The 26,950-nt window shown below is 70.9% G+C and carries 24 protein-coding genes and 1 pseudogene; 14 read left to right on the top strand and 11 right to left on the bottom strand.

The genetic code is table 11. From position 1 onward, the window contains the following. Positions 1–11: 11 nt before the first annotated feature. The 4 genes from Apa02nite_RS29310 to Apa02nite_RS29295 all read right to left on the bottom strand — a co-directional run bounded on the left by Apa02nite_RS29310 (position 12) and on the right by Apa02nite_RS29295 (position 5,643). Complete coding sequence (locus Apa02nite_RS29310) at positions 12–1,169, bottom strand: ABC transporter ATP-binding protein (protein WP_203827887.1); 1,158 nt, start codon at positions 1,167–1,169, stop codon at positions 12–14. 44 nt (positions 1,170–1,213) lie between these two features. After that, positions 1,214–2,632, bottom strand: a complete 1,419-nt coding sequence (locus Apa02nite_RS29305) for an aminobutyraldehyde dehydrogenase (RefSeq protein WP_067691940.1) — start codon at positions 2,630–2,632, stop codon at positions 1,214–1,216. Positions 2,633–2,804: 172 nt separating this feature from the next. After that, on the bottom strand, positions 2,805–4,142 hold the full coding sequence (locus Apa02nite_RS29300) for an aspartate aminotransferase family protein (RefSeq protein ID WP_203827886.1): 1,338 nt from the start codon (positions 4,140–4,142) through the stop codon (positions 2,805–2,807). A gap of 10 nt (positions 4,143–4,152) precedes the next feature. Further along, on the bottom strand, positions 4,153–5,643 hold the full coding sequence (locus Apa02nite_RS29295) for a CoA-acylating methylmalonate-semialdehyde dehydrogenase (protein ID WP_203827885.1): 1,491 nt from the start codon (positions 5,641–5,643) through the stop codon (positions 4,153–4,155). Positions 5,644–5,702: 59 nt separating this feature from the next. Here Apa02nite_RS29295 and Apa02nite_RS29290 point away from each other — a divergent pair, with 59 nt between their 5' ends. The 3 genes from Apa02nite_RS29290 (at position 5,703) to Apa02nite_RS29280 (ending at position 8,325) form a co-directional block, all read left to right on the top strand. Beyond that, complete coding sequence (locus Apa02nite_RS29290) at positions 5,703–7,031, top strand: GntR family transcriptional regulator (RefSeq protein ID WP_203827884.1); 1,329 nt, start codon at positions 5,703–5,705, stop codon at positions 7,029–7,031. An 81-nt stretch (positions 7,032–7,112) separates the two neighbouring features. Beyond that, a complete protein-coding gene (locus Apa02nite_RS29285) occupies positions 7,113–7,676 on the top strand; it encodes a Uma2 family endonuclease (RefSeq protein WP_239164651.1) in 564 nt (187 codons plus the stop codon). Between the two features lie 82 nt (positions 7,677–7,758). Beyond that, entirely contained in the window at positions 7,759–8,325 is a 567-nt protein-coding gene (locus Apa02nite_RS29280; RefSeq protein WP_239164650.1) for a Uma2 family endonuclease, read from the top strand. On the opposite strand, the gene Apa02nite_RS29275 is transcribed toward Apa02nite_RS29280, so the two are convergent. Continuing rightward, on the bottom strand, positions 8,326–10,275 hold the full coding sequence (locus Apa02nite_RS29275) for a serine/threonine-protein kinase (protein ID WP_239164649.1): 1,950 nt from the start codon (positions 10,273–10,275) through the stop codon (positions 8,326–8,328). 79 nt (positions 10,276–10,354) lie between these two features. On the opposite strand from Apa02nite_RS29275, the gene Apa02nite_RS29270 reads away from it, so the two are divergent. Then, a complete protein-coding gene (locus Apa02nite_RS29270) occupies positions 10,355–11,122 on the top strand; it encodes an inositol monophosphatase family protein (RefSeq protein ID WP_203827881.1) in 768 nt (255 codons plus the stop codon). Between the two features lie 210 nt (positions 11,123–11,332). Here Apa02nite_RS29270 and Apa02nite_RS29265 read toward each other — a convergent pair whose 3' ends face one another. Further along, entirely contained in the window at positions 11,333–12,031 is a 699-nt protein-coding gene (locus Apa02nite_RS29265) for a DUF3618 domain-containing protein (RefSeq protein WP_203827880.1), read from the bottom strand. A 247-nt stretch (positions 12,032–12,278) separates the two neighbouring features. Between Apa02nite_RS29265 and Apa02nite_RS29260 the strand changes: the two genes are divergently transcribed. After that, positions 12,279–12,548, top strand: coding sequence for a hypothetical protein (locus Apa02nite_RS29260; protein ID WP_203827879.1), 270 nt, complete (start codon positions 12,279–12,281; stop codon positions 12,546–12,548). A gap of 694 nt (positions 12,549–13,242) precedes the next feature. Here Apa02nite_RS29260 and Apa02nite_RS29255 read toward each other — a convergent pair. Further along, complete coding sequence (locus Apa02nite_RS29255; protein ID WP_203827878.1) at positions 13,243–13,668, bottom strand: phage holin family protein; 426 nt, start codon at positions 13,666–13,668, stop codon at positions 13,243–13,245. A gap of 285 nt (positions 13,669–13,953) precedes the next feature. Between Apa02nite_RS29255 and Apa02nite_RS29250 the strand changes: the two genes are divergently transcribed. The 6 genes from Apa02nite_RS29250 to Apa02nite_RS29225 are packed head-to-tail and all read left to right on the top strand — an operon-like array spanning position 13,954 to position 20,106. Beyond that, positions 13,954–14,982, top strand: a complete 1,029-nt coding sequence (locus Apa02nite_RS29250; RefSeq protein WP_203827877.1) for an autoinducer 2 ABC transporter substrate-binding protein — start codon at positions 13,954–13,956, stop codon at positions 14,980–14,982. Positions 14,983–14,996: 14 nt separating this feature from the next. Then, positions 14,997–16,496 (top strand): sugar ABC transporter ATP-binding protein, encoded by a 1,500-nt coding sequence (locus Apa02nite_RS29245; RefSeq protein ID WP_203827876.1) that lies wholly within the window; start codon positions 14,997–14,999, stop codon positions 16,494–16,496. Next, positions 16,493–17,485, top strand: coding sequence for an ABC transporter permease (locus tag Apa02nite_RS29240; RefSeq protein WP_239164648.1), 993 nt, complete (start codon positions 16,493–16,495; stop codon positions 17,483–17,485). The genes Apa02nite_RS29245 and Apa02nite_RS29240 overlap by 4 nt, the downstream gene beginning before the upstream one ends. After that, complete coding sequence (locus Apa02nite_RS29235) at positions 17,482–18,543, top strand: ABC transporter permease (RefSeq protein WP_203827875.1); 1,062 nt, start codon at positions 17,482–17,484, stop codon at positions 18,541–18,543. The genes Apa02nite_RS29240 and Apa02nite_RS29235 overlap by 4 nt, the downstream gene beginning before the upstream one ends. Next, positions 18,540–19,691: an L-rhamnose isomerase gene (gene rhaI / locus Apa02nite_RS29230; protein ID WP_203827874.1), complete on the top strand. Its 1,152-nt coding sequence runs from the start codon at positions 18,540–18,542 to the stop codon at positions 19,689–19,691. The genes Apa02nite_RS29235 and rhaI overlap by 4 nt, the downstream gene beginning before the upstream one ends. A 16-nt stretch (positions 19,692–19,707) precedes the next feature. Beyond that, entirely contained in the window at positions 19,708–20,106 is a 399-nt protein-coding gene (locus Apa02nite_RS29225) for an Hpt domain-containing protein (protein WP_203827873.1), read from the top strand. On the opposite strand, the gene Apa02nite_RS51285 is transcribed toward Apa02nite_RS29225, so the two are convergent. Together Apa02nite_RS51285 and Apa02nite_RS52425 are read right to left on the bottom strand one after the other, a co-directional pair. Next, the gene (locus Apa02nite_RS51285; protein ID WP_373873066.1) at positions 20,088–20,762 is read right to left on the bottom strand and encodes an HD domain-containing phosphohydrolase; all 675 of its coding nucleotides are present in this window, start codon (positions 20,760–20,762) and stop codon (positions 20,088–20,090) included. The two genes, Apa02nite_RS29225 and Apa02nite_RS51285, sit on opposite strands and share 19 nt — an antisense overlap. Before the next feature lie 128 nt (positions 20,763–20,890). Beyond that, a pseudogene (locus Apa02nite_RS52425) lies at positions 20,891–21,082 on the bottom strand (response regulator); the annotation flags it as partial. A 176-nt stretch (positions 21,083–21,258) separates the two neighbouring features. Here Apa02nite_RS52425 and Apa02nite_RS29215 point away from each other — a divergent pair. Together Apa02nite_RS29215 and Apa02nite_RS29210 are read left to right on the top strand one after the other, a co-directional pair. Beyond that, complete coding sequence (locus Apa02nite_RS29215; protein WP_203827872.1) at positions 21,259–22,449, top strand: sensor histidine kinase; 1,191 nt, start codon at positions 21,259–21,261, stop codon at positions 22,447–22,449. 37 nt (positions 22,450–22,486) lie between these two features. Next, positions 22,487–24,091, top strand: coding sequence for a methyl-accepting chemotaxis protein (locus tag Apa02nite_RS29210; RefSeq protein ID WP_203827871.1), 1,605 nt, complete (start codon positions 22,487–22,489; stop codon positions 24,089–24,091). Here Apa02nite_RS29210 and Apa02nite_RS29205 read toward each other — a convergent pair. Both Apa02nite_RS29205 and Apa02nite_RS29200 read right to left on the bottom strand, forming a co-directional pair. Then, positions 24,088–24,399: an STAS domain-containing protein gene (locus tag Apa02nite_RS29205; protein WP_083971390.1), complete on the bottom strand. Its 312-nt coding sequence runs from the start codon at positions 24,397–24,399 to the stop codon at positions 24,088–24,090. The two genes, Apa02nite_RS29210 and Apa02nite_RS29205, sit on opposite strands and share 4 nt — an antisense overlap. Next, positions 24,396–24,806, bottom strand: coding sequence for an ATP-binding protein (locus tag Apa02nite_RS29200; RefSeq protein ID WP_203827870.1), 411 nt, complete (start codon positions 24,804–24,806; stop codon positions 24,396–24,398). Before Apa02nite_RS29200 ends, Apa02nite_RS29205 begins: the two co-directional genes overlap by 4 nt. 125 nt (positions 24,807–24,931) lie before the next feature. On the opposite strand from Apa02nite_RS29200, the gene Apa02nite_RS29195 reads away from it, so the two are divergent. Next, positions 24,932–26,887 carry an ATP-binding protein gene (locus Apa02nite_RS29195; protein WP_203827869.1) on the top strand — a complete coding sequence of 652 codons (1,956 nt, stop codon included), beginning with the start codon at positions 24,932–24,934 and terminating at the stop codon, positions 26,885–26,887. Positions 26,888–26,950: the final 63 nt, after the last annotated feature.

Here is a 26,950-nt window from a genome sequence, read left to right as displayed (position 1 = left end):
GGTCGGGAACATCAGACTCCGATCGGGTACGAGTGCTGCGGGGCCCAGGTGAGGAAGACGCGCTCGCCGCGCGAGGCGACGTCCTCGGCATCGTTAGCATTCTGATCGAACACCACGAAATCTGATCCGGTCGATGTCGTCACGGCGTAGTTGGTCGATGTCCCGTGGTAGACGACTTCGGCGACCGTTCCGGCCAGCACACTGCCGGTGAAGCCGGCCGGTTCGGTGCGGTGCAGGTCGATCTTCTCGGGGCGTACCGAGACCTCGAGCTTCTGCCCGGCGACGACCGCGCCGGGCACCGGTGCCAGGATCCGGCCCTCGGTGCCCAGGTCGAGCACGGCGAACCCGTCCTCCACCCGGCTGACCTCGCCGTCGATCAGGTTCGAGGTGCCGATGAAGCCGGCCACGAACCGGGTCGCCGGCTTCTCGTAGATCTCCCGCGGCGTGCCGAGCTGGTCGATCAGCCCGTTGTTCATCACCGCGATCCGGTCCGACATGGTCAGCGCCTCGCCCTGGTCGTGGGTGACGTAGACGAAGGTGATGCCGACCTCGCGCTGGATCCGCTTGAGCTCGATCTGCATCTGCTGGCGCAGCTTCAGGTCGAGCGCGCCGAGCGGCTCGTCGAGCAGCAGCGCCCGCGGGTGGTTGACCAGGGCCCGGGCCAGCGCGACCCGCTGCTGCTGGCCACCGGACATCTCCTTGGGCTGGCGCTTCTCCATGCCGGTCAGCGACACGATCTCGAGGATCTCGCCGACCCGCCGCTTGATCTCGGCCTTGGCGACCTTCTTGCGCTCCAGCCCGAACGAGACGTTCTGCAGCACGTTCAGGTGCGGGAACAGCGCGTACGACTGGAACACCATGTTGACGTCGCGCTTGTTGGCCGCGATGTTGGTGACGTCCTGACCGTCCAGGAACACCTTGCCGGCGGTCGGGTCCTCGAAGCCGGCGATCATTCGCATCGTGGTGGTCTTGCCACAGCCGGACGGACCGAGCAGCGAGAAGAACTCGCCCTGAGCGATCGTCAGGTCGAGGCTCTTGACGGCCGGCACCGCCTCGCCGTGTGACAGGTAGTCCTTGCGCACACCGACGAACTCGATCGCCGGATGCCCGGTCCGCTCACCGGTGGCGGACACGGCCGTCACGGAGGAGTGCGGGGGAGACGTGCTCATTCATTCACCTCGGAGGCGGGGGTGTTCATATGTGCGGGGCCTGATCAGCCGTGAAAGCTCATCACGTGCTTGATCCGGGTGTACTCCTCGAAGCCGTACATGGAAAGGTCCTTGCCGTAACCGGAATGCCCGTAACCGCCGTGCGGCATCTCGGAGACGAACGGCAGGTGCGTGTTGATCCAGACCGCACCGAAGTCGAGCCGGCGGGACACGCGCATGGCGCGGCCGTGGTTCTGCGTCCAGACACTGGAGCTCAGGCCGAACCGCACGTCGTTCGCGTACCGGATCGCCTCGGCCTCGTCGGCGAACGGCTGGACCGTGATGACCGGGCCGAACACCTCGTCCTGGATCATCTCGTCGCGCTGGCGCAGGCCGGCCACCACTGTCGGCTCGAAGAAGAAGCCGCGGTCGCCGATCCGCTTGCCACCGGCCACCACCTCGGCGTGGTCCGGCGCCCGGTCCAGGAACCCGGCGACCCGCTCGAGCTGGCCGGCGTTGTTGACCGGGCCGAAGAACGCGTCCGGGTCGGACGGCGCGCCCACCCGGGTGTTCCGGGCCGCCGCGGCCAGCGCGGCGGTGAAGTCGGCGGCGATCCGCTCATGCACCAGCACCCGGGTGGCCGCCGTGCAGTCCTGGCCGGCGTTGAAGAACCCCGCGCCGGCGATCGCCTCGGCGGTGGCCGCGATGTCGACGTCGTCGAAGACCACGACCGGCGCCTTGCCGCCCAGCTCCAGGTGCACCTTCTTGAGGTCGGGGGCGGCCGCCGCGGCGACCTCCATCCCGGCCCGGGTGGAACCGGTGATCGACACCAGCTGCGGGACCGGGTGCGAGACCAGCGAACGGCCGGTGTCCCGGTCGCCGGTGACCACGTTGAGCACACCGGCCGGCAGGAACTCGGCGGCGATCTCGGCGAGCAGCAGCGTGCTGACCGGCGTGGTGTCGGACGGCTTGAGGACCACCGCGTTGCCGGCCGCGATCGCCGGGGCCAGCTTCCAGATCGCCATCACCAGCGGGTAGTTCCACGGCGTGATCTGGGCGCAGACGCCGATCGGCTCACGTCGTACGTATGAGGTGTGGTCGCGCATGTACTCGCCGGCGGCCTTGCCCTCCAGCATCCGGGCCGCACCGGCGAAGAACCGCAGCTCGTCCAGGACCGGGCCCATCTCCTCGGCCCGGGTCGCCTCGACCGGCTTGCCGGTGTTGCGGCACTCGGCCTCGATCAGTTCCTCGGCCCGGGCCTCCACCGCGTCGGCGATGCGCAGCAGCGCCCGCTGCCGCTCGGCCGGGGTGGTGTCCCGCCAGACCTCGAAACCGGCCTCCGCGGCGGCCACCGCGGCCGCGACGTCCCGCTCCGAGGAGACCTGCGCGTGGGCGTAGGTCTCCCCGGTGCTGGGGTCGACGACCGGAGACGTCCGCCCCTCCTCGGTGTCCGTGTAGGACCCGTTGACGAAGTTGCGAAGCACGGGAAATGCGGTGCTCACAGGGGAAGTGCCTTCCGGTCGGTGTGGGCGTGCTCACCCGAAGTGGGGGAACCCTGTCACACGGGCGACTTATGAATCAAGGGAATCCGAAGTAATTTCCAAGCCTGAAACGGAATCCAAATCTCCGGTGGCCTGGAGACAACGCAATCCGGCGTCAGGAGGCGTAAAAACCGTCGGCGACGGTCAGTGCCTCGTCGAGGATCGCGAGGCCCTCGCGGACCTCCGCCACGCTCGCCGTGCAGGGCGGCACCACGTGGATCCGGTTGAAGTGCACGAAGGGCCAGAGGCCCCGCTCCTTGCAGGCCGCGGCCACGTCGTTCATCGGCCCGGCCGCCGCACCGGAGGCGTTGAACGGCACCAGCGGCGTCTTGTCCGCGTCGCGGATCAGCTCGATCGCCCAGAACACCCCCAGGCCACGAACGTCACCGATGCTCGGGTGCTTCGCCGCCAGCGCGGCCAGGCCGGGACCGATCACGTCCTCGCCCAGGGCGCGGGCGTGCTCGATGATCCCCTCCTCCTTGAAGATCTGCATGGACGCGACCGCGGAGGCCACCGCGAGCGGGTGACCGGAGTAGGTCAGCCCGCCCGGGAACGGCCGCTCCCGGAACGTCTCGGCGATCTCGTCGGAGATCACCACCCCGCCCAGCGGCAGGTACCCGGAGTTCACCCCCTTGGCGAAGGTGATCAGGTCGGGGGTGACGCCCCAGTGGTCGACGGCGAACCACTCGCCGCAGCGGCCGAAGCCGGCCATCACCTCGTCGGCGATGAACACGATGCCGAACTCGTCGCAGAGCGCCCGCACGCCGGCCAGGTATCCGGGCGGCGGGATCAGGATGCCGTTGGTGCCGACCACGGTCTCGATCAGGATCGCGGCGATGGTGCCGGCGCCCTCGAAGACGATGGTGTCGCGCAGGTGCTGCAGGGCCCGCTCGCCCTCCTGCTCCTCGGTCTCGGCGTAGAACGGCGACCGGTACGGGTACGGGCCCCAGAAGTGCACGACACCGACCGCGACCGGCTCGTTCGGCCAGCGCCGCGGGTCGCCGGTCGCGGTGATCGCGGTGGCGGTCGAGCCGTGGTAGCTGCGGTAGGTGGAGAGCACCTTGTGCCGGCCGGTGTGCAGGCGGGCCATCCGGATCGCGTTCTCGTTCGCCTCGGCGCCGCCGTTGGTGAAGAACACCTTGTTCAGCGAGCCGGGCGCCACCTCGGCGATCATCCGGGCCGCTTCGCCGCGCTTGTCGTTGGCGAAGGCGGGCTGGATGGTGCAGAGTTTCGCGGCCTGCTCCTGGATGGCCTCGACCATCCGCGGGTGCTGGTGCCCGATGTTGATGTTCACCAGCTGGGACGAGAAGTCGAGGTACTTCTTGCCGTCGTAGTCCCAGAAGTACGAACCGAGGGCGCCGGCGATCGGTAGCGGGTTGATCAGCCCTTGGGCCGACCAGGAATGAAAGACGTGGGCGCGGTCATCCGCGCGAACCTGAGCTTCGTCGGTCACTGGAACATCCTCACCGGGTCTGCGGGAAGCCGAGGTCGATCGCGGAGGTTCCGGGGTCCGGCCAGCGGGACGTGACTACCTTGCCGCGGGTGAAGAAGCTGATGCCCTCCGGGCCGTACATGTGGCTGTCGCCGAACAGCGACGCCTTCCAGCCACCGAACGAGTAGTAGGCCACCGGGACCGGGATCGGCACGTTGATGCCGACCATGCCGGCGTTCACGTCGAACTGGAACTGCCGGGCCGCGCCGCCGTCCCGGGTGAAGATCGCGGTGCCGTTGCCGTACTCGTTGTCGTTGACCAGCTGCAGGGCCTCGGCGTAGGTGTCCACGCGCACGACCGACAGCACCGGGCCGAAGATCTCGTCGGTGTACACCGTCATCTCGGGGGTGACGTTGTCGAGCAGCGTCGTGCCGAGGAAATATCCCGACTTGTCAGATATTTCATCTTTACGGCCGTCGGCGAGCACCGTCGCACCTTCGCGCTCGCCCGCTTCGATGTAGCCGATCACCTTCTCCTTGTGCGCCGCGCTGATCAGCGGGCCCATGTCGACGCCGGCGTCGGCGCCGTTGCCGATCTTGAGCTTCGGCAGCCGGGCCGCGATCGCCTCGACCAGCGGATCGGCGATCTCACCGACCGCGACCACCACCGAGATCGCCATGCAGCGCTCGCCGGCCGCGCCGTACCCCGCGTTGATCGCCGCGTCGGCGGCCGCGTCCAGCTCGGCGTCCGGCAGCACGACCATGTGGTTCTTCGCGCCGCCGAGGGCCTGGACCCGCTTGCCGTGCGCGGTGCCGGTCTCGTAGATGTACTTGGCGATCGGGGTGGAGCCGACGAAGCTGACCGCCGCGACGTCCGGGTGGACCAGCAGCGCGTCGACCGCCTCCTTGTCGCCGTTCAGGACGGTGAACACGCCCTCCGGCAGACCGGCCTCGGCCCACAGCCGGGCCAGCCAGAGCGCCGCGGACGGGTCCTTCTCGCTCGGCTTGAGCACAAACGAGTTGCCCGCGGCGATCGCGGTGGCGCACATCCAGAGCGGCACCATCGCCGGGAAGTTGAACGGGGTGATGCCGGCGACCACGCCGAGCGGCTGGCGGATCGAGTACACGTCCACGCCGGTGGCGGCCTGCTCGGAGAACGAGCCCTTCATCAGGTGCGGGATGCCGGTGGCGAACTCGACGTTCTCCAGACCCCGGGCCACCTCGCCGGCCGCGTCGGCGAGCACCTTGCCGTGCTCGGCCGTGATGATCGCGGCGAGCTCGCCGGTCCGGGCCGCCAGCAGCTCCCGGAACGTGAAGACCACTGCCGAGCGCTTCGACAGCGACGCCGAGCGCCAGCCCTTGGCGGCCTCCTTGGCGATCGCGACGGCGCCGTCGACCTCGGCGGTGCTGGCCAGGTCGACCTCGGCGGACTGCTCGCCGGTGGCCGGGTTGAAGACCGGGCCGACCCGGCCGGACGTGCCGGGACGCTCAGCGCCACCGATCCAGTGCGCAATGTGAATCATGTGCCGAGATTATGTGACGACCGTAGACCGAACAATGCTTCAAATGTACTGTCACAAAAATGTTCGAAGCCCTTGGGGAACGACTGAGCGCACCCAGCGCCCGCGGGCTGGCCGAAGCGGTCAGCCGGGCGGTCGGCGACGGCGCGATCGAGCCGGGCGCCAAACTCCCGCCGGTCCGCAAGGTCGCCACCGAGCTGCACCTCTCCCCCAGCACCGTCAACGCAGCCTGGCAGCTGCTGCGCCGGGCCGGCACCATCCGGACGGACGGACGCCGCGGCACTGTCGTCGCGGCACCCGGCTCCGGCGGCCCGGGGCGGTATCGCGCCGCGTTGCGCCGGACCGGCGGATTCGGCCTGGACCTCTCCACCGGGGTGCCCGATCCCGCCCTGCTGCCACCGATACCCGCCCTGCACGGGCTCTCCCCCACGCCGACCAGTTACCTCGACGAGCCGGTGCTGCCCGAGCTGGCCGGACTGCTGCGGGAGCGGTGGCCGTACCCGGCCGAACGCCTCGCGGTCTTCGACGGGGCGATGGACGCGATCGACCAGGTCTCCTCGGCATTGTTGCGCCTCGGGGACCTCGCCGTGGTGGAGAATCCCAGTTTTCCGCCGCTGCTGGACCTGCTCGAGGCGCTGGGCGTACCGGTGGTCGGTGTCGGCACCGACGCCGAGGGGATGCTGCCCGACCAGCTCGCGGCCGCACTCACCCGCCGCCCGGCCGCGGTCTTCCTCCAGCCGCGCGCGCTCAACCCCACCGGCGCGTCGTGGTCACCGTCGCGGGCCGCGTCGCTCGCCGCTGTGCTTTCCCCACACCCCGAGGTGTACGTCGTGGAAGACGACTCGGCCGGCGACCTGGCGTTCGGCGAGGCTCGTTCGCTCGGGTCGTACCTGCCCCGTCAGGTGCTGCACGTGCGCAGCTTCTCCAAGTCGCACGGACCGGACCTGCGGCTGGCCGCGGTGACCGGGCCGGCCACCGTGCTGGACCCGATCCTGGAACGGCGGCTGCTCGGCCAGGGCTGGACCAGCCGGCTGCTGCAGCGCCTGCTCTTCTCCCTGCTGACCGACCCGCCGTCGGTGACGGCGGTCCGCGCGGCCCGCGACGAATACGCGCGACGCCGCCGCCTGATCGGTGACGGCCTGCGCTCGGCCGGGATCGACCTGCCACCCGGCGAGGGCATCAACATCTGGCTGCCGGTGGCCGACGAGCAGGCCGCACTGCTGAGCCTGGCCAGCGCGGGCATCGGCGCGGCAGCCGGCACGGCCTTCACCATCGGCCCGGGCCGACCCCACCTGCGCGTCACGGTCGGCCTGGTAGCCACCGACCACGAGGCCATCGCCGGCCACCTGGCCCGAGCCGCACACACCCTGGCACCTGCGATCCCCCGCTGAAATCCACTGACACACGACACCTTGCCCAGTGACAACTAGGCATGGGATGATTTCGGCATGAGCACGTGCGAGACTTTGCCCATGGGCAAGGGGACGCTTGACAACCACGAGGGGCCCTGGACTGAGGCGGACTGGCTGGCGCTCGGCGAAACGCACGAACGCATCGAGCTGTTCGACGGGAGCCTCTTGGTGACCTCAGCCAACGACTACCACAACACCATCTTGTTCAACCTCATGAAGGCGCTACACCCCGCAGCACGAGCCGCGGGCCTCCGAGCGGCCCAGACCCCCAACGTCCGGCTGAACAACGAGCGGACCCTCATCCCCGACCTCGCCATCAAGAAGAGCCCGATCACGACGGCGATCAGCAGCGCGGACGAGGTCGTCCTCGTCTGCGAGATCACCTCGCCGAGCAACGCCGCGAACGATCGCATCAACAAGATGCTGGCATATGCCGAGGCGCAGATCCCCTGGTACCTGCTCATCGAACCGGACTTCTCCGGCTACGAATCGGTGGCGCTGGTCCTGTGTCGCCTCGAGAGCAGGACCTACATCGAACACGCCGCCGCGAAGCAGGGCGAAACGCTGACCTCAACATTGCCGTTCCCGCTCGCGATCAGCACCGAGGACCTGCTCGCCTTCTGACGCGATCCCACCCCGCGACATCTTGTCATGCAACAACTAGGCATGAGAGGAATGCGACATGACTGCGTGCGAGACTCTGCTCATGAGCAAGGGGACGCTCGACGACCACAACGGGCCCTGGACTGAGGCGGACTGGCTCGCGCTCGGCGAGACGAACAATCGCATCGAGCTGATCGACGGGAGCCTCTGGGTGAGCCCGGGACCGAATTTTCCGCACCAAAGCATTTCGTACCGTCTCACTTCCGCGCTCCACCACGAAGCGCGGACGGCCGGCTATCGCATCGCCGAGGCGATGAACCTTCGCGTCGCCGGGAGTCGCATCCTCATTCCGGATCTGGTCGTCGGACGAATCGACCGGCTCGCCAGCATCGTGGACGCCGCCAGTGTGACTCTCGTTTCCGAGATCACCTCGCCGAGCAACGCCGCGACCGATCGAGGGCAGAAGGCGCAGTTCTACGCCGCGGCAAATATCCCGTGGTATCTCCTCGTCGAACCGGACTTCGCCGGCTACGACTCGATTGAACTACGGCTGTTCCGCCTCGACGGGACGACCTACGTCGAGCACACGACCGCGAAACAGGGCGAGACGCTGACGTCGGATTTGCCGTTCCCCATCGCGATCAGCACCGAAGCGTTGCTCGACTTCTGATCAGTCTTTGTCCGGGACGAAGCTTTTGAAGACCACCTCGAGGACGTCTGTGCGGTATTGGGACCAGTCCGCGTCCGGGGTCTGGAACCAGAAACCGTAGGCCTGGTGCGCTGACGTGACGACGCCACGGTTGTTCACGTGCTGGCGGCCGCCGTCACCGTTGTAGGTCCACTCCCAGTCGGCGGCCTTCTGGAAGTAGTCGACCGACTTGATTTTGATCTCGTCATAGCCCGGGAAGTCGCCGTCGGCGCGCCGCGCGTCACGCTGCGATTTCCAGTCGGCGACCGGATTTGATCGCGGTTTGTCGGTCTGGTCGATGCCCAGGAGGTGGCCCTTGCCGTCCTTCCAGTAGCGCATCGACCCTTTCGTATACGTGCTCCAGCCGCTCGGGACGTACACCGAAAAACCGGTCTTGTCGGTCCAGTTCTGCCACCCGGCCAGCAACGCCGGCCGACCGCCTGCCTGGTCCGGGCTCTTGCTCGCCGACGGCGACGGCGCGGTAGTCGAGGGCTTTGCGCTGGTGGGAGCGGTGGTGGTGGCTGCCTGGGTCGGCTGCGTCGTCGCGGTGCGGTCGCCGGCCGTCGTCTCCGGCTCCGACGACGGCCGCGTCACCAGGAAGATCGCCAGACCGGCGATCACCAACACCAGGGTGGCGGCGAGGGCGATCAGCTTCCGGTTCTTTGTCGGTACGGCCGGAAGCGCCGTCCGCATCTCATCATTCGCGGGCGGCCGGGGCTTCGGGACCGGGGCGGAGCGGGTGACCGGGGTGTCCAGCGCGGTCACCGCCTCGCGGAGCAGCCGCTCGGCCTCCTCGGCCTCGATCCGCTCGTCCGGGTCCTTGCGGAGCAGGCCGTCCAGCACCGGGGTGAGCGGGCCGGCCTGCTGCGGCGGGGTCGGCTCCTCGGTGGCCAGCGCGGCCAGGGTCGCCATCGTCGACGTGCGCTGGAACGGCGAGTGCCCCTCGACCGCGGCGTACAGGGTGGCGCCCAGGCCCCACAGGTCGGCGGCCGGGCCACTGATCCCGAAACGGGCGCGTTCCGGTGCCATGTAGAGCGGTGAGCCGATCAGCACATCGGACTTGCTGGTCAGGATGTCGTCGTCGATCGCCGCGATGCCGAAGTCGGTGAGCAGCACCCGGCCGTCGTCGGCGAGCAGCACGTTCGCCGGTTTCACGTCGCGGTGCTGCACGCCGGCGCGGTGTGCCGCCTGCAGCGCGGCGAGCAGGTCCAGACCGATCCGGGCCACCTGGTACGCGTCCAACGGGCCGTCCTCGGTGATCGCCTCACGCAGCGAGCGGGACGGGACGTACTCCATGACGATCCAGGTGTGGTCGTCGACCGAGAGGACGTCGTAGACCTGCACCACGTTGGGGTGGCTCAGCCGCGCCGACGCGCGGGCCTCCCGGATGGTGCGTCGCGCGGCGGCCTCACCCTGGGCGAGTTCCTCGGGAAGGTCGATCTGCTTGATCGCGACCTCGCGCTCGAGGATCTCGTCGTGCGCGAGCCGGACCAGGCCCATGCCGCCGCGACCGAGCTCCACTCCGAGGCGGTAGCGGCCGGCGAGCAGGGTCGGCGCGTCAGGCATGTCCGATGACATACCCGGGTACGGCCGCGCTGCAACGTCGGCTTTCGGCTCGTTCTCGTCTTTCCGGTCCGACTCGTCCTCCCGGGCCGGCTCGTCCTGGTCCGGGTCGCCTTCCGGGTCCGGGTCGTCTTTCCGGTCCGCGGCGCCTTTCCGGTCCACGGCGCCTTTCCGGTCAGCGGCGTCTTTCCGGTCCGGGCCGTCTTTCCTGGCCGGGTCGTCTTTTCGGTCCGCGGCGTCTTTCCGGGCCGGGTCGGCGACCACCGAGGTTTCCGCGCCGGCTGCCGCTTCCTCCTCCTCCGTCCGGGCGGGCTCGTCACGGGCCGTAGCGTCCGCCGCGGGACCGGGCGGATCTGCCGGGGAGTTCATCGGTGAGCAAGCCTGCCGTTCTGCGCCGGAGGGGTTCGGTGCGGCTCCATCCTCGCACCTCTGCGTTACGGTCCGTTCCATGGATCATGAGACCGCCATCGCCGCCGCGCTGGCTGCCGCAGACGTCATCCGGGAGCGGTACGGACGCGCCCTGGCCCGGGTCGACAAGGGCGGCGGCGACTTCGCCACCGAGGCGGATCTCGCCGCTGAACAGGCGATCCATGCCGTGCTGAGCGCCGCTTCCCCGGACGACGCGATCACCGGCGAGGAGACCGGCGCGTCCGGCCCGGCCGGTGCCCGGCGACGCTGGCTGGTCGACCCGCTCTGCGGCACGCTCAACTACGCGGCGCAGACCCCGCTGGTCGCGGCGAACGTCGCCCTCCGCGACGGCGACCGGGTCACCGCGGCCGCCTCCGCCGACCCGTTCACCGGCGAGACGTACTGGACGGACGGCACCGTGGCCCGGGTCCGCGGCGCGGACGGCGCCGACCGGCCGCTGGTCCCGTCCCCGGTCACCGCGATGGTGGACATCAACCTGGACCCGCCGTTCCCGGTCGAGCCGTCCCGGGTGATCGCCGCACCGGGCTTCCGGGACCGGTTCCGCCCCCGGGTCGTGTCCACCACGCTCGCGCTGCTCTGGGTGGCGGACGGGCGCCGGGCCGCTTATCTGTCGTATGGGGACGTCCGCGACAGCGTCCACTTCGCGGCCGGCGTCGCCATCTGTGAGGCGGCGGGCTGTGTGGTCACCGGCGTCGACGGCACACCGTGGCAGACCGGCACCGGCCTGGTAGCCGCGGCGGACGCCGGCACGCACGCCGCCTTGCTGTCCTTCATCCGCACCGCCTGACCCCGCCCTCAACCTCAAGTGCGCGATCCAGCGCACCCGTGCGGCCCAGCGCAGCCGGGCGATCCGGCACGGCCGAGCCACCCGGCGCGGCTGTGCGGCCCGGATCGCGGATCGCCACCGCCCTCGTGACGGGGCACCGCCATCGACGGGGCCGCGATGGGGTCGGCTCGGCCGGGTGGGAGGCACCGGCCGAGCCCCTGGTTCGTCCCGTCAGCGGGACCGACGGATGAAAGCGACCCCGGCGGCGACAGTGCCCACCGCGGCACCGAGGATGGCGTACCTCCCGGGGTTCGCGACGATCCGCCGCCGCGCAGAGCCGATCACGGCGGTGGCCCGTCCGGCGGCGTCCGCCGCCGAGGCACACATCCGGGCGCTGGTCTGCGCCGTCGCCTCCGCGATGTGCCCGGTCTCATGAACCCCCCACGGGCCACCGGCTGCCAGACCGGCGGTCTCGTTCCGGCGAGCCCCGCTCGGCGCGGCCGCCCCCTGGGGCTGCCCGGCCTTGCTCGCGGCCGCTTCACGCAGGCCAGCAGCCCGGTCCGAGACCTTCCCCGCGGTGTCGGCGACGACGCCCTTGAGCTCAGCGGCCCTCGCGGAGACCGCGCCCCCAAGATCAACGGCAGCCTCCTTCAGGTCCGCGGTCCTGGCGGAAACCGCCTCCCCGAGATCAGCGGCCTTCGTCGTGGCCGCGTCCTTGAGATCCATGGCTGAGGCCTTGAGCTGGGCGGTCTTGTCCGCGGCGGAATGTTTGACCCGGGACGGGACGTCAACCTTGGCCACCAGAGCCTCGACCGTCTCCCCCAACTCGGCGCGTGTCTGCTCGATCTCCGCACGAAGCTCCCCGGCATCCCGCGGCGCAGCAGCGCTCTCCTCCCGCGCGCCGTCACCAGCGCCATGATCTCCGCCCACGCCGGAACCCGCCCCGGAACCCGCGGCGCCAGGCCCGGCCGGCTTCCCGGACGCACCGTTTGCCCCCGGCTTCGACTGCACCGACATCGACGAACTCTCCTTCGGCATCTCAGGCTTCTTCCCCGCACCCGCGGCCGGCACCGGCCCGGGTCTCGGGCCAGGACCGGCCGGCCCTTTCAACACCCCGGGTTCCGCCGAGGCGGCCGTCCCGCCGGAAGCACCCTTCGGAGGCGCCGGCGCGGGCTTGATGACCGCACCGGAGGCCGGGCCGTTCGCCTCAGCCGCCGCCTGGGGCGGTGCCGGCTTCGCAGGCACCGTCGACCCGGCCGCCCGCGACCCCGAACCGTTCACCCCGGACACCCCCGCTCCGGCCGACGACACCCCCGCCGGAACGGAAGACGCGGCAGGCGACGCCGTCGGCGAAGCGGAGGACGCGGCGGGCGACGCTTTCGGCGAAGCGGAGGACGCGGCAGGCGACGCCGTCGGCGGCCCCGGCTTGGGGACGGGCGGATGCTGACCGTCCGCCGGCACCGGCTTGGGCGGCGCGGGTTTCGGCGGCGCCGGTTTCGGCGGCGCGGGCTTGGGGACAGCGGTCCCCGAAGGCCCAGCAGCGGCCTTGGGCCGGGCCCCGGCCGCGGACTCGGTGGTCACCGCCGATGGCGAACCGGGAACCGCCGCGGGCGTCCCACTCGCCGGCTTGGCGACCACACCCTGCGGCGGGCCAGGAACGGGCTTGGACGCGGCTTCGACCGCGGGCGCGGCGGACGGCGGGCCGGGGACAGGCTCGGAAGTAGCGGCCTGCGCCGGGCCGGGTGTAGCGGCCTGCGCCGGGCCGGGAGCCGCCGGCGTGGACGTCCCGACGGACGGCTTCGGGGTGGCACCCGGGGGTGGACCGGGAGCGGCCTTGGGGGACGTCCCGGCTGACGGCTTGGGGCCGCGGCCGGCGCCGCCCGGTGAGGTGTTGCCCCGGCCGGTTCCGCTGGGGGCCTTCCCCGCCGGGCCGGAGCCCCCGGGGTTGCTGGCGACCGGGCCCGGCACCGGAGCGCTGGTCCGGGTGCTGCCCTCCACCGGCGTGCGCCCGGACGCCACCGGCGCGGACGCCCTTCCGGACGCCGCTAGACCAGACGCCCCGCCAGACGCCGCCAGACCAGACGCCCCGCCGGACGCCGCCGGACCGGATGACACCTGGCCGCGGGCTGTGCCGTCGTCGTTCACAGGGACCTCCCCGCGCGGGCCGCGTCCATGAAGGCGTCGACGTCCTCACGGCCGCTCGCCATCGCCGCCTGCGGCAGGGCCGGGCCGGCGTGGTGGATCTCCTGCCGGCCGGCCAGTGCGGTCACCGCGGCCGCCAGGAACAGCACGCCGGTCACCGCCAGCGCGGCCACCCACACCGGCACGATCAGCGCCAACGCCGCCCCGGCGGTGACCAGGAGGGCGCCGGTGCCGTACATCGTCATGACGCCGGCCGCGCCCAGCAACCCGGCGCCCTTCCCGGCTCGCCTGCCCTTCTCCATCATCTCCATGCGGGCGAGCGTCAATTCGTCCCGTACCAGCGTCGAGACCTGCTCACTGAGCCGGCTGACCAAAGCCGCGGTAGAAGCCTGCTCACTCCGCGTGTCCGTGTCCGTGTACGCCATCGTCCCCTCCGTCCTGCACCAGCCTTGCAGAGGGCTGACGTACCCGCACCAACCCTCCCTAACCACCCCCAATCCCACACCCCCGAGCGCCCGTCCGGCCCCGTTCCGCGGGTTCGGGCACGAGAAGGCCGCGCTGGACGGGACGAACTCCGCAAAAACCCCGCCCAGTTGAAACGTTGAAACTCTGATTGGACACAATCACGCACGCCTCTTGACCCAACCTCTAACCGGATCGTAACGTGGGTCACATTCCAGATAGAACGTTTCAAGTCGCTGGAGGCATCAATGCGTTCCCGGCTGGCCCTTCCGATCGCGATCCTCACCACCGCCGCGCTGGCGGTTTCCGGTTGCACCAAGAAGAACGACAACGACACCAGCTCCGGCAGCACCGCCGGTGCCAAGACCTACAAGGTCGCCTTCGTCCCCAAGCTGCAAGGCGTCCCCTACTTCGAGGCGATGAACGCCGGTGGCAAGGCCGCCGCCGCCGCTCTCGGCAACGTCGAGTGGCTCTATCAGGGTCCGACGCAGGCCGACGCGGCAGCGCAGGCCGACATCGTGCGGTCCTACATCCAGCAGAAGGTCGACACTCTGATCGTCGCGCCGAACGACCCGGACAGCATGGCCCCGCTGCTGCAGCAGGCCAAGGACGCCGGGATCCACGTCGCGACCGCCGACACCGACGCGCCGAGCAGCGTCCGGGAGGTGTTCGTCAACCAGGCCACCGCCGAGGGCATCGGCCAGGGTCTGACCGACGCGCTGCTCACGGCGATGGGCGGCAAGGGGAAGTACGCGATCGTCTCGTGCGGCCAGACCGCCGAGAACCTGAACTCCTGGATCAAGGTCCAGCAGGCGTACACCAAGGAGAAGTACCCGGACGCCACCATCGTCGACGTCGTCTACGCCGGTGAGGACCAGGCGAAGGCGACACAGATGGCGACCGACCTGATGAACGCCCACCCGGACCTCACCGGGCTGGTCGGCGAGTGCACGTCCAGCGCGCCCGGGGTGGCGCAGGCGGTCAAGGACGCCGGGAAGATCGGCAAGGTCTTCACCGTCGGGCTGGGCACGCCGCAGGCGATGAAGCCGTACCTGACCGACAAGTCGTCGACCGCGGCCATCCTCTGGGACGTGCAGAACCTGGGCTACCTGACCGCCTGGGCCGGTGCGCAGATCGCCGAGGGCAAGCAGTTCCAGGCCACCAACAACGTCAGCGACAAGCTCACCGGCGTCACCTACGACGCGACGTCGAAGATGCTGCTGCTCGGCCCGGCGCTGCAGATCACCGACAAGAACGTCGACCAGTTCAACTACTGAGCCGAAGCGAAGAGATGACCGACGAGAAGCCCAGGCTGCGCCTGACCGGGATCGCGAAGCGGTTCGGCGCGGTGCGCGCGATCCTGCAGGCCGATGTGACAGTACGGGCGGGCCGCGTGCACGCCCTGGTCGGCGAGAACGGCGCCGGCAAGTCGACGATGATCAAGATCGTGTCGGGGGCGGAGACCGCCGACACCGGCACGATCGAGTTCGACGGCGAGCCGGTGCGGATCGGCAGCACCACCGACGCGATCGGTCTCGGTATCGCCACCGTCTATCAGGAGCCGCAGCTGTTCGGCGAGCTCACCGTCGCGGAGAACATCTTCCTCGGCCGTGAGATCAAAAAAGCCGGTCGGGTCGACTGGGCGGAACAGAACAGGCGGGTGGTCGAGCTGCTGGAGCGGCTCGGCCTCCCGGCCCGCTACGCCACCGCCACGGTCGGCACGCTCTCGGTCGCCGAGCAGCAGCAGGTCTCGATCGCCAAGGCCCTCGCGGCCGAGGCGAGCGTGCTGATCCTCGACGAGCCGTCGGCGATCCTCACCGACGCCGAGATCGAGGTGCTCTTCGGCGTCGTCCGGCGGCTGACCGCGGACGGGGTGGCGGTCGTCTACATCTCGCACCGGCTGGACGAGCTGTTCCGCATCGCGGACGAGGTGACCGTGATGCGGGACGGCCGGACCATCGGCACTCATGACATTCACGATCTTTCGGTACGACGGATAGCCGAGCTCATGGTCGGCGGCATCCTCTCCGACGAGCGCCCGCACCGCGTGGTCCCGGACGGCCCGCCCGTCCTCGAGCTGGACGGATTCGGCCGCACCGGCCGGTTCCATGACGTCGACGTGCGGGTCCGGGCCGGCGAGATCGTGGCGCTCTACGGCCTGGTCGGCTCGGGCGTCTCGGAGATCGCCGCCTGCGTCTACGGCATCGACCGGTCCACCGCCGGTGCGCTGCGGTTCGAGGGCGAGCCGGTGTCGCCGCGCTCGCCCCGCGACGCGCAGCGGCTGGGCATCGCGCTGCTCCCGGCGAACCGCAAGGTCGAGGGCATGTTCAGCTTCCAGTCGATCGCGTTCAACATCTCGGCCGGCCACCTCGAGCGGTTCTCCCGCTTCGGGGTGTTCCTGGACCGCGGCCGGGAGCGCAGCGTGGCGCTCGATCTGATCCGCCGCCTGGCGGTGAAGACGCCCAGCGAGCGGCAGCCGATCAGCGCGATGTCCGGCGGCAACGCGCAGAAGGTGGTGCTCGCCCGGCAGCTCGTCGAGCGGCCCAAGGTGCTGGTGCTCGCCGAACCGACCCAGGGCGTCGACGTGGGTGCCAAGGAGGAGATCCACCGATTGATCACCGAACTGGCCGAGGAGGGCACCGCGGTCCTGGTGGTCACGTCGGACCTGCCGGAGGCGCTGCGGATCGCGGACCGGATCCAGGTGGTCCGCGGCGGCACCACGACCGAGGAGTTCGGCCCGGACGCCTCGCAGGTCGACCTGCTGGCCGCCGCCGCGGGAGGAACGGCATGAGCACCGTCACCGCGACGATCCGCCACCGGGTGCTGCCACCCCGGCTGACCGGCCAGGAGATCGTGCTGGCCGGCGTACTGGTCGTGCTCTGGGCGGCGCTGGCGGTCAGCACCCCGGCGTTCCTGACCGCCGGGTCGATCCAGCCGTTGCTGGTGGCGACCGCGCCGATCGCGCTGGCCGGCGTCGGCATGACCATCGTGATCATCACGGGCGGCATCGACGTCTCGGTCGGTGGCGCGATCATGGTGTGCTCGGTGCTGACCGCGAAGGCCCTGGTCGGCGCGGAGGTGAGCCTGCCGGTCGCGGTGCTGCTGTCGGTCGCGGTGGGCGGGGCGCTGGGCCTGGTCAACGGCGTGCTGATCGCCTACGGCCGGGTGCACGCCATCATCATCACGTTCGGCACCGCGAACCTGTTCATGTTCCTCGGCCTGCGGATCTTCGGGTCCGGGACGGTGAACGGCATCCCGGGCACGCTGGCCTTCTTCGGCCGCGGCGCGGGCGGCCGCACCCTGGGCGTCCCGCACGCCTTCCTGATCACCGTGCTGATCACCGCGGCGGCCTGGTGGTACCTGCGGCACACCGCGGGCGGCCGGCACTTCTTCGCGATCGGCGGGGACGCGCAGGCGGCCCGGCTGGCCGGAGTGCGGGTGCAGCGCCGGGTCCTGCTGACGTACCTGATCACCGGGTTGCTCGTCGGGCTGGCCAGCTGTTTCGTGATCGCGCAGGGCACCTCGACGCTGGACCAGTCGGTCGGCTCCGGCAAGGAGCTCGCGGTGATCGCGGCCGTGGTGATCGGCGGCACCTCGATCATGGGTGGCCGCGGCTCGGTGCTCGGCACCCTGCTCGGCGCGCTGCTGGTGCAGTCGGTCGCCTCGGGCGTCACCCAGCTGGGCTGGCGTTCGCAACTGTCCGACCTGTTCGTCGGCGTCTTCATCATCGTGGCCGTCGGAGCGGACCTCCTGCGCACCCGGGCAAGGAGAAGCCGATGACCGCCGTGGCCGCGCAGAAAGAGGGCACCGGCGCCCGGATCCTCCGCGTCCTGCTCACCCAGCGGATCGCCCTGCTCGCGGTGCTCATCGTCGCGGTCGTGGTCACGTTCTTCATCCAGGACGCGGGCGGCTACCTGACCGCCTCCTACGACTTCGACTACATGTCCGCGTCGCTGATCAGCGCGGTCCCGCTGGCCATGCTCGGCCTGGCCGAGTTGCTGGTCATCCTGTCCGGCCGGGGCGGCATCGACCTCTCGGTGGGCGCGATCGTCTCGCTGGCCGGCATGGTCTTCGGCTTCGCGTACGGCGAGTGGGGCTGGCCGCTGTGGGCCGCGATCATCCTGACCGCCGGGTTCGGCGCGCTGTGCGGAGCGGTCAACGGCTTCCTGGTGTCGTACATCGGCTTCCCGGCGCTGATCGCCACCCTGGCCACGTACTACGCGTTCAAGTCGATCGCCATCGTGATCAACAACCAGGAGCCGATCAGCACCGCGCCGATCCAGAAGCTCTTCTCGATCAGCAAGTCGGTCGAGCTGCCGCTGTTCGGGCAGTACGTCCCGGACATCCCGCTCGGGATCTTCACGTTCCTGCTGCCCACCGTGGTCGCGGTCTGGCTGCTGCTGGCCCGCACCGCGTACGGCCGGCGGCTCTACGCGATCGGCACGAACGACGTGGCGGCCCGCTGGTCCGGTCTGCCGGTCCGGGACACCCGCTTCAAGGCGTACGTCTACGCCGGTCTGCTCGCCGGCCTGGTCGCGGTGGTGACCGTCGGCCAGTTCGCGAGCGCCCGGCCGGACGCCGGCGTCTCCGGCAACGGGATGGCCCTGCCCGCGATCACCATCGCCGTCCTCGGCGGCGTGGCGATCACCGGCGGGATCGGCCGGGTCGCCGGCGTGGTGCTGGCCACCCTGCTGATCGTCTGGCTGAACGCCGGCATCCTGCTGGCCTTCATCGGCAACGAGGGCTCGCAGTACCAGCTGCTCGCCCTGGGCGCGGTGCTGGTCTTCGCCGCCCTGCTCAACGGACTCACCAACCGCCGCTACGGAGGAACGTCATGAACCTGGACGGCCTGGACGACTTCACCGTCGAGGTACCCAGCTGGGCCTACGGGAACTCGGGCACCCGGTTCAAGGTCTTCGCCTCGCCCGGGGTGCCGAGGAACCCGTACGAAAAAATCGCCGACGCCGCAGTCGTGCACCGGACCACCGGCCTCGCGCCGCGGGTTTCCCTGCACATCCCCTGGGACGTCGTGGACGACTGGGGTGACCTGCGGGCCTACGCCGAGAAGCAGGGCGTGCGGCTCGGCGCGGTCAACGCGAACCTGTTCCAGGACGACGACTACAAGCTCGGCTCGCTCTGCCACCCCGACCCGGCGATCCGGGACAAGGCGGTCCGGCACCACCTGGACTGCCTGGAGATCATGCGGGCGACCGGCTCCACCGACCTGAAGATCTGGCTGCCGGACGGGCTGAACTATCCCGGTCAGGACTCGCTGCGCGGGCGGCAGGACCGGCTCGCCGAGTCGCTGCGGCGGATCTACGACGCGCTCGGCGAGGACCAGCGGATCCTGCTCGAGTACAAGTTCTTCGAGCCGTACTTCTACAGCATGGACATCCCGGACTGGGGCACCTCGCTGCTGCACTGCCTGGCGCTGGGCGAGCGGGCCACCGTGGTGCTGGACACCGGGCACCACGCGCCCGGCACCAACATCGAGTTCATCGTGATGCAGCTGCTGCGGCAGGGGCGGCTCGGCGCGTTCGACTTCAACTCGCGGTTCTACGCCGACGACGACCTGATCGTCGGGGCGGCCGACCCGTTCCAGCTGTTCCGGATCATGTCGGAGATCGTGGCGGCCGGCGCGCACCGGCCGGAGTCCCGGGTCAACTTCATGCTCGACCAGTGCCACAACATCGAGGAGAAGATCCCCGGGCAGATCCGCTCGGTGCTCAACGTCGAGCAGGCCCTGGCCAAGGCGCTGCAGATCGATCAGGGCGCGCTCGCCACGGCGCAGCGCGAGGGGGACGTGCTGGGGGCGAACGCGGTGCTGATGGACGCGTACGAAACCGATGTGCGCGGTCCGCTCGCGGACCGGCGCGAGGCCCGCGGTCTGCCGCGCGACCCGGTCGCGGCGTTCAAGGCTTCCGGGTACGCGGCGACGGTGACCGCCGAGCGGGTCGGCGGAACGCAGGCGGGCTGGGGCGCCTGAAACCTAGACTCGGCGCATGCCGGAGGACGACGAGCAGCGGCTGGCCGGAGTACGCGCCCGGATCGCGGCGATCACCGACCCGGATCCGACACCGGCCGAGCTCGCACTGGTGCTGCGCCTGCTCCGGTCGTTCGCGGCGAAGACACCCGGCGCGGTCGAGCAGCTCACCACGCTGCTGGCCGGCCGGGCGGACCCGGGCGGCATCCGCGACCGGGCGCACGCCCTGAAGGGCTCGGCGGCCAACATCGGCGCCACCGGGCTGGCCGCGGTCTGCGCGGTGCTGGAGGATCAGGCACGGGCCGGCGCGGTCGCCGACCCGGCGCGCACGGCTGATCGGATCCGGTCCGAGGCCACCGGGGCGCTGCGCGCGGTGTCGACGCTGGCCGAGGAGTTCGCTCAGCGGTGCCCGGCGTAGGCGGTCGGCTGGTAGCTCGCCTTGTACGGCACCGCGGCGAGGACCTCCTCGACCAGTTCCACGGCGCGGGCGAAGGTGGTCAGCCGGTCCAGCATCAGCTCGGTGATCACGGTCTCCTTGCCGATCAGGACCAGGCCGTTGGTGGCCACCACGTCCTCGATCAGCCGCATGCCGACCTCCAGCTCGGTCACCCGGACGCTGCGCACCGAGTCCTTGACCGCGCGGACGCCCTTGAGCCGGCGCAGCGCCGCGATCACGTGCGGGTACTGGTCGTGGCGCTCCTCGATCACGTTGATCGCGTTGACGTCGGTCACCCCGCGGGTCTGCAGGCTCTCGTACGCGGTGGCCGTCCACAGCACCGCGATCGCGTCCTCGACCAGCGCGGAGCGGCCCTCCGGACCGGCCGGCGCGCCGCTCAGGCCGCCGACGATGGCGAGCACCTCCTCCATCATCGGGATGTCGCCGAGCAGCCGCAGCGCGATCCGCGGCATGTTGTCCACCGCCGCCTGCTCGTCGGCGTTCAGCGGCAGCCCGCGTTCCATCTTCTGCATCGTGGCGGCGGGCACGGTGACCGCGCCGAGCTGGGAGGCCATCGCGGCCACCTCGATCTCCCACAGGCCGTCCATCTGCAGGATGTGGCAGAGCTCGCCGACCAGGGTGCTGATCCGACCGGCCCGCTGGAAGGCCGGCGGGTTGGACAGTTCGAGGACCCCGAACAGGGGTACTCCATCTGGACCCGGCGCAGCAGCTCGATGCCGTTCATCCCGGGCATCCGCATGTCGCTGATCACCGCGGCGGGCGCGCCCTGCTCGGACAGCACCTGCAGAGCCCGGTCACCGTCGGGGGCGGTCAGCACCCGGTACTCCCGGCCGAGCTGGAGCGAGAGCGTTTCGAGCACGGTCTCCTCGTCGTCGACGACGAGCACGACGGGCTTCTTGTCGTCGGCGTTCGCAGACTTGTACAGCTCGGTGCGCATGAGTCCTCCTCCGCCTGGCCAGGCGCTAGTGATATGCCGCGCCATATCGACTCTGCGTGACCGGCTTTGAGCGTTCAGTAACGGGGTAATTGCACGGACCGGAAGTCCTCATCCGGGCCACCCGGATGTCGAAGACTTCCTTACCTGCACCTCGGCCCTGGGAGAGACGGATTCTGATGAGCGCAGTCGGCGATGAGACCCGTGTTGCCGCGGTGCGGAGTTATCACCTGCTCGACGCACCCCGCCCGGCGGTCCTGGACGAGTTGACCCGGCTGGCCGGCTCGGTCTTCGAGACACCGATGTCCACGGTGACGATGGTCGCCGCGGACCGGCAGTGGTTCGCCGGCAGCACCGGCATGCCCAGCGCCGGTGGCCCGCTGACCACGTCGTTCTGCGGTGTCGTGGTGGATCAGCGGATGCCGTTGATCGTGCGCGACGCCCTGTCTCACCCCGAGTACCGGGTCTGGGCGAACGTGGTCGGCGCGCCGAACATCCGGTTCTACGCCGGCGTGCCGCTGATCGACGAGGACGGCTTCACGCTGGGCACCATGTGCGTGCTCGACAACCGGCCGCGCGAGGCCGGGGACCGGCAGCTGGAACTGCTGCACACGATGGCCGGCCAGGCGGCCGGGCACCTCTCGGCGATCCGCAGCCGGCTGCTGCTGGCCGCGGTGGGTGACGAGTTGTCCCGGGCGATCAGCCGCGAGGAGGACTTCGTCGCGACCGTGTCGCACGAGCTGCGCACCCCGGTCACCACGATCCAGGGGTACCTGGAGCTGCTGGTGGAGAACGAGGAGCTCACCCCGTACCGGAAAATGATCGAACCGATCCAGCGGAACGGCGAACGTCTGGTCCGGATGGTCGACCACCTGCTCGCGGGCACCCGCCCGGCGGGCACCCCGCTGCCGCTGCTGCGGGCGCAGACCGACCTGATCGCGGTGGCCGAGACGGCGATGGCGACGTGCCGGCAGCTGGCCCAGCAGCGCGAGGTGACGTTGCGCCTCGAGCTGCAGCCCGGCGCCGACGACTTCCCGGTGCCCGGTGACCTGACCCGGCTCAGCCAGGCGGCCGAGCACCTGGTCCGCAACGCCCTGCTGTTCAGCCCGGCCGGCACCGCGGTCCGGATCCGGGTCGACGAGACCGGCCTGTCCGTGATCGATCACGGCGCGGGCATCCCGCCCGACGAACTGCCGCACGTGATCGAGCGGTTCTACCGCGGCCGGTTCTCCCGGGACCAGGCGGTTCCCGGCGTCGGCCTCGGCCTGAGCATCGCCGAACGGATCATGAAAGCGCACGACGGCGAGCTGACCGTCTTCTCGGAGGGTTCCGGAAAGGGCACCACCGCCCGGATGACCGTGATCTGCTGATCTTGTCCAGCGATCCGGCCCAGCACGGGGGTTGACCATGACGGTGCTACGGCGTCTACGGCTGGCGGGCCGGCTCGCGGCGGCATTCGGCGTGGTGCTGGCCCTGCTCGGGGTGGCGGTCGCGATCGGCGCGATCGGCCTGAACCGGCAGTCCGACGCGGCCACCGCGACCCGGGGCCTGCTGAAGCTGCAGCACCAGGTGGACGAGCAGAAGTACTACGACGGTGACATCTCCGGCTGGCAGATCGCCTACGTCTGGGACACCCTGCGCCTCGGCCCGAAGGTCGCGGTCGACCCGGCCACCGAGAACCGGGCCGGCTTCCTGGCCGACAAGCAGAAGCTGCTGGACCTGCTGGACGGCACCGACACCGCCTCGATGACCGCCGACGAGCGCACCGTCTTCGAGGGCCTGAAGACCACCTGGACCGCGTACTTCGACGCCGACCTGGAGGCCGTCGCGGAGTACGCGAAGGGCGACATCCCGGCCGGCGACAAGATCATCCTGGGGCCGGGCTACGAGCTGTACTTCAAGATCGTGGAAGGCACCGACGCGCTGGTCGCGTCGGTCACCGGCCGGGCCGAGAAGGCCACCCACACCGCCGAGCAGCAGGCGGCCACCGCCCGCAACGCCCTGATCATCGCGTTCGCGCTGGCCGTGGTCGCCGCGGTGCTGCTCACCGTGCTGGTCACCCGGAGCGTCACCGGCCCGGTCGGCCGGCTGGTGCAGAACTTACAGGCGATGGCCCGCGGCGACCTCACGGTCCGCGCCGACACCGACGGCGCCGACGAGATCGCGCTGATGGGCCGCGCCCTGGACGAGGCGATCATCGGGATCCGCACCACCGTCGTGGAGATCGCCGACAGCGGTGGCCGGCTGACCGAGGCGTCGGAGACCATGCGCCGGGTCAGCCACGAGATCGACGACGCGGTGGCCGAGGCCGATCAGCAGGCCGGGCTGGCCGCGCAGAGCGCCTCCGGGGTGTCCGGCAACGTGCACACGGTCGCCGCCGGCACCGACCAGATGGGCTCGGCGATCAGCGAGATCTCCCGCAACGCCGGTGACGCCGCGCAGGTCGCCTCGGACGCGGTCGCCGCGGCCCGGGCCACCAGCGCCACCATCAACCGGCTCGGCGACTCGTCGGCGCAGATCGGCGACGTGATCGCCACCATCACCGCGATCGCCGCGCAGACCAACCTGCTCGCCCTGAACGCGACGATCGAGGCGGCCCGGGCCGGCGAGTCCGGCAAGGGCTTCGCGGTGGTCGCCAGCGAGGTCAAGGACCTGGCCCAGGAGACCGCCCGGGCCACCGAGCAGATCTCCCAGCAGATCGCCGCGATCCAGAGCGACACCGGCCACGCGGTCACCGCGATCGACGAGATCAGCCGGATCATCGAGCAGATCAGCGACTACCAGACCACGATCGCGTCCGCGGTCGAGCAGCAGAGCGCCACCACCGCCGAGATGAACCGCGGGGTCAGCGAGGCGGCCGCCGGCGCCACCGACATCGCCGGCAACATCGCCAGCGTCGCGCACAGCACCGCGGCCAGCCGGGCGGCGGCCGGTCAGGCGGCCCGCACCGCTCAGGACGTGGAGACCCTCGCCGACGAGCTGCGGTCCGCGGTCCAGCGCTTCCGCTTCTAACCGGTGGCGGTGGTCAGCAGCTCCAGCACGCCGGTGGCGACCAGCGTCCGGCGCACGATCCCGCGCGGGCGCACCACCTGGAAGATCACGCCCCGGTCCCGGGCCGCGATCTGGGCGTTGATCAGCGCGTCGATGCCGGTCGAGTCGCAGAAGGTCAGCCCGGCCAGGTCCAGCACCAGCCGGAGCAGGCCGGGAGCGGCCAGCTCGGCGCTCACCTGAGCGGCCACCTGGTCGACGGTGGCCAGGTCGAGCTCACCGTGGAAGGCCATCCGCACCAGGCCGTCGACGCCGTCCCGGACGATTCTCACGCGGCGACCCCCCGGGCCGGCGCAAGACCCGGGCACTGCCGCAGCGCCACCCGGACCTGCTTGCCGCCCTCGTGGTGACGCACCGTCCAGCTCTCGGCGAGGGCCTCGATCAGCGCGATGCCGCGCCCGCCCACGTCGTCCGGGTCGCGCCGCCGGGGCCGCACCGGGGAACCGTCGGCGACCGAGACCACCACGCGACCGTCCTGCGCCTCGACGTGCAGGGCGACGCAGCCGCCGCCGTACCGGACCGCGTTGGTGACCAGCTCGCTGACCACCACGGCGGCCGCGTCCAGCCAGTCCTGGTCGCTCAGACCCCAGCCGCTCAGGACGGCCACCACCGCCCGCCGGGCCGCGCCGGGCGCGCCGTGGTGCAGTGGTACGTCCAGGTGGGCCGTCAACGCGCTCATGCATTACCCCGAGGCTCGCCGATATGCGGCCCGCACAGTACCCGCGCGCTACCGATCACGAAACCTGAGTGGCTGATTGTCTGTTTTCACCAATTTTGGACGTTATGTCGCTCTAGAGTCGGGCCATGGCAGCGGTGCTGGTCGTCGAGGACAACCCGGAACATCAGGCGGTGCTCGCCGAGATCGGCCGGCGCCTGGGCCACGAGGTGACGCTCGCCGACGACGGCCGGGCCGGGCTCGCCGCCGCGCTCGCCGACCCGTACGACCTGATCATCGCGGACGTCGACATGCCGCACCTGGACGGTGTGCGGATGTGCCGTGCCCTGCGCGCCGAGCCCGCCACCGCCGACGTGCCGGTCGTGCTGATCACCGGCTACCTGCCGCCGGGCGACACGCTGCTGACCGAGGCCGGCGCCACCGCCGTGGTGGCCAAGCCGTTCAGCGTCAAGGGCCTGACCGAGACGCTGCGCCAGTGCCTGCCGCTGCCGCCGGACGGCCCGTTCCTGGCCGAGCTGATGCGCGGGCTGGACGCCGGCGCGGTGGCCTGTGACCGGCAGGGCCGTACGGTCTTCGTCAACCAGGCGGTCCGCGACTTCTTCGGCGACGAGTGCGCCACCGTGCCGATCCGCGAGTGGCCGGCCCGGTTCCAGCTGCGCCACCACGACGGTGCCCCGCTGCTGCCCGAGGAGTTGCCGCTGGACCGGGCGCTGCGCGGCGAACAGGTCTACCACGCCGACGTGCGGGCCTGCGACCGCGAGCACCGGCTGCGCTGGTTCGCGATCAACGCGCGGCCGGTCCGGGACGCCGCCGGGACGCTGCTCGGCGCGGTCGCCGCGATCCACGACATCACCGGCGAGCACCAGCAGATCCAGTACGAGAAGTGCAAGGCCGAGGTGCTCCGGGCCCTGGTGCACGCGCCGGGGGTGGAGCCGGCCGGCGCGGCCGTGCTGCGCAGCCTCTCGCACTGCCTGGACTGGCCGTGCCTGCGGCTGTGGATGCTCGACGAGGTGTCCGGGCGGCTGCGGCCGGTGGTCACGCACACCGCGCCGGGCGCCGAGGTGGCGCCGCTGCCGGCCGTCCTGGAACGCGGCCAGGGGCTGGCCGGGCTGTGCTGGGAGCGCGGCGAGACGGTCTGGGTGCCGGACATCCGGGCCACCGACTCACCGATGCTGCCGTGGGTGGCCGAGGGCACCGGGTACCGGGCGGCCGGGGCGGTGCCGGTGCTCAGCGCCGAGCAGGTGGTCGGGGTGCTGACGTTCTTCACCCCGGACCGGCAGGACCCGGAGCCGGCCCTCGCGGTGCTGCTGACCGGGATCGCCGGGCTGTTCGGTGCGTACCTGGAACGGCGGCGCTCGGACGAGCTGGCCAACCAGCTGGCGGCCAGCATCGGCGAGTACATCGCGCTGGTCGGGCACGAGCTGCGGACGCCGCTGACCTCGATCGCCACGTACACGGATCTGATCGTCGAGTCCGGTGACGAGACCACCATCGGCGAGATCCGCGACCTGCTCGCGGTGATCGAACGCAACAACGCCCGGCTGCGCTCGCTGGTCGAGCGCCTGCTCGACCTGTCCGCCCTGGAGTCCGGGCACGCGAGCCTGACCGTCGGCGCCGTCGACCTGGCCGCCGTGCTGCAGGCCGCGGTGACCGCGGTGACCGCGGAGGCCGGCGAGCCGGGCGCGCGGGTGCTCACCGATCTCCCGGACACCCTGCCGATCCGGGGTGACCAGGCCCGGCTGCGGCAGGTCGCGGAGAACCTGATCGGCAACGCGGTCAAGTACAGCCCGCACGACTCGACCGTCACGGTCACGCTGACCGCGGACGAGGACACCGCGGTGCTCGCCGTCGCGGACGCCGGGATGGGCATCCCGGACGAGGAGCGCAACCGGCTCTTCGCCCGGCTCTACCGGGCCACCAACGCCCGGCACAGCCGGATCCCGGGCGCCGGGCTCGGGCTGGCCCTCAGCCGCGCCATCGTCGACCTGCACCGCGGCACGATCACCCTGGAGGCCGGCGACACCGGCGGCACGATCGCCACCGTCCGCCTCCCCCGCGCCCCGGCCGCGGCCCCGACCGGCTGACCGGCTGGCTCTCCGGGGTGCCTCCGACGCACCGAGACACCCCTGGCGACCAGCCATGGCCTG

The organism is Actinoplanes palleronii (genome assembly GCF_016862315.1).
In the GTDB taxonomy this organism is placed as follows: domain Bacteria; phylum Actinomycetota; class Actinomycetes; order Mycobacteriales; family Micromonosporaceae; genus Actinoplanes; species Actinoplanes palleronii.
The sequence above is the reverse complement of the archived record's forward strand: the minus strand, read 5'-3'. Positions and strand labels throughout refer to the sequence as shown.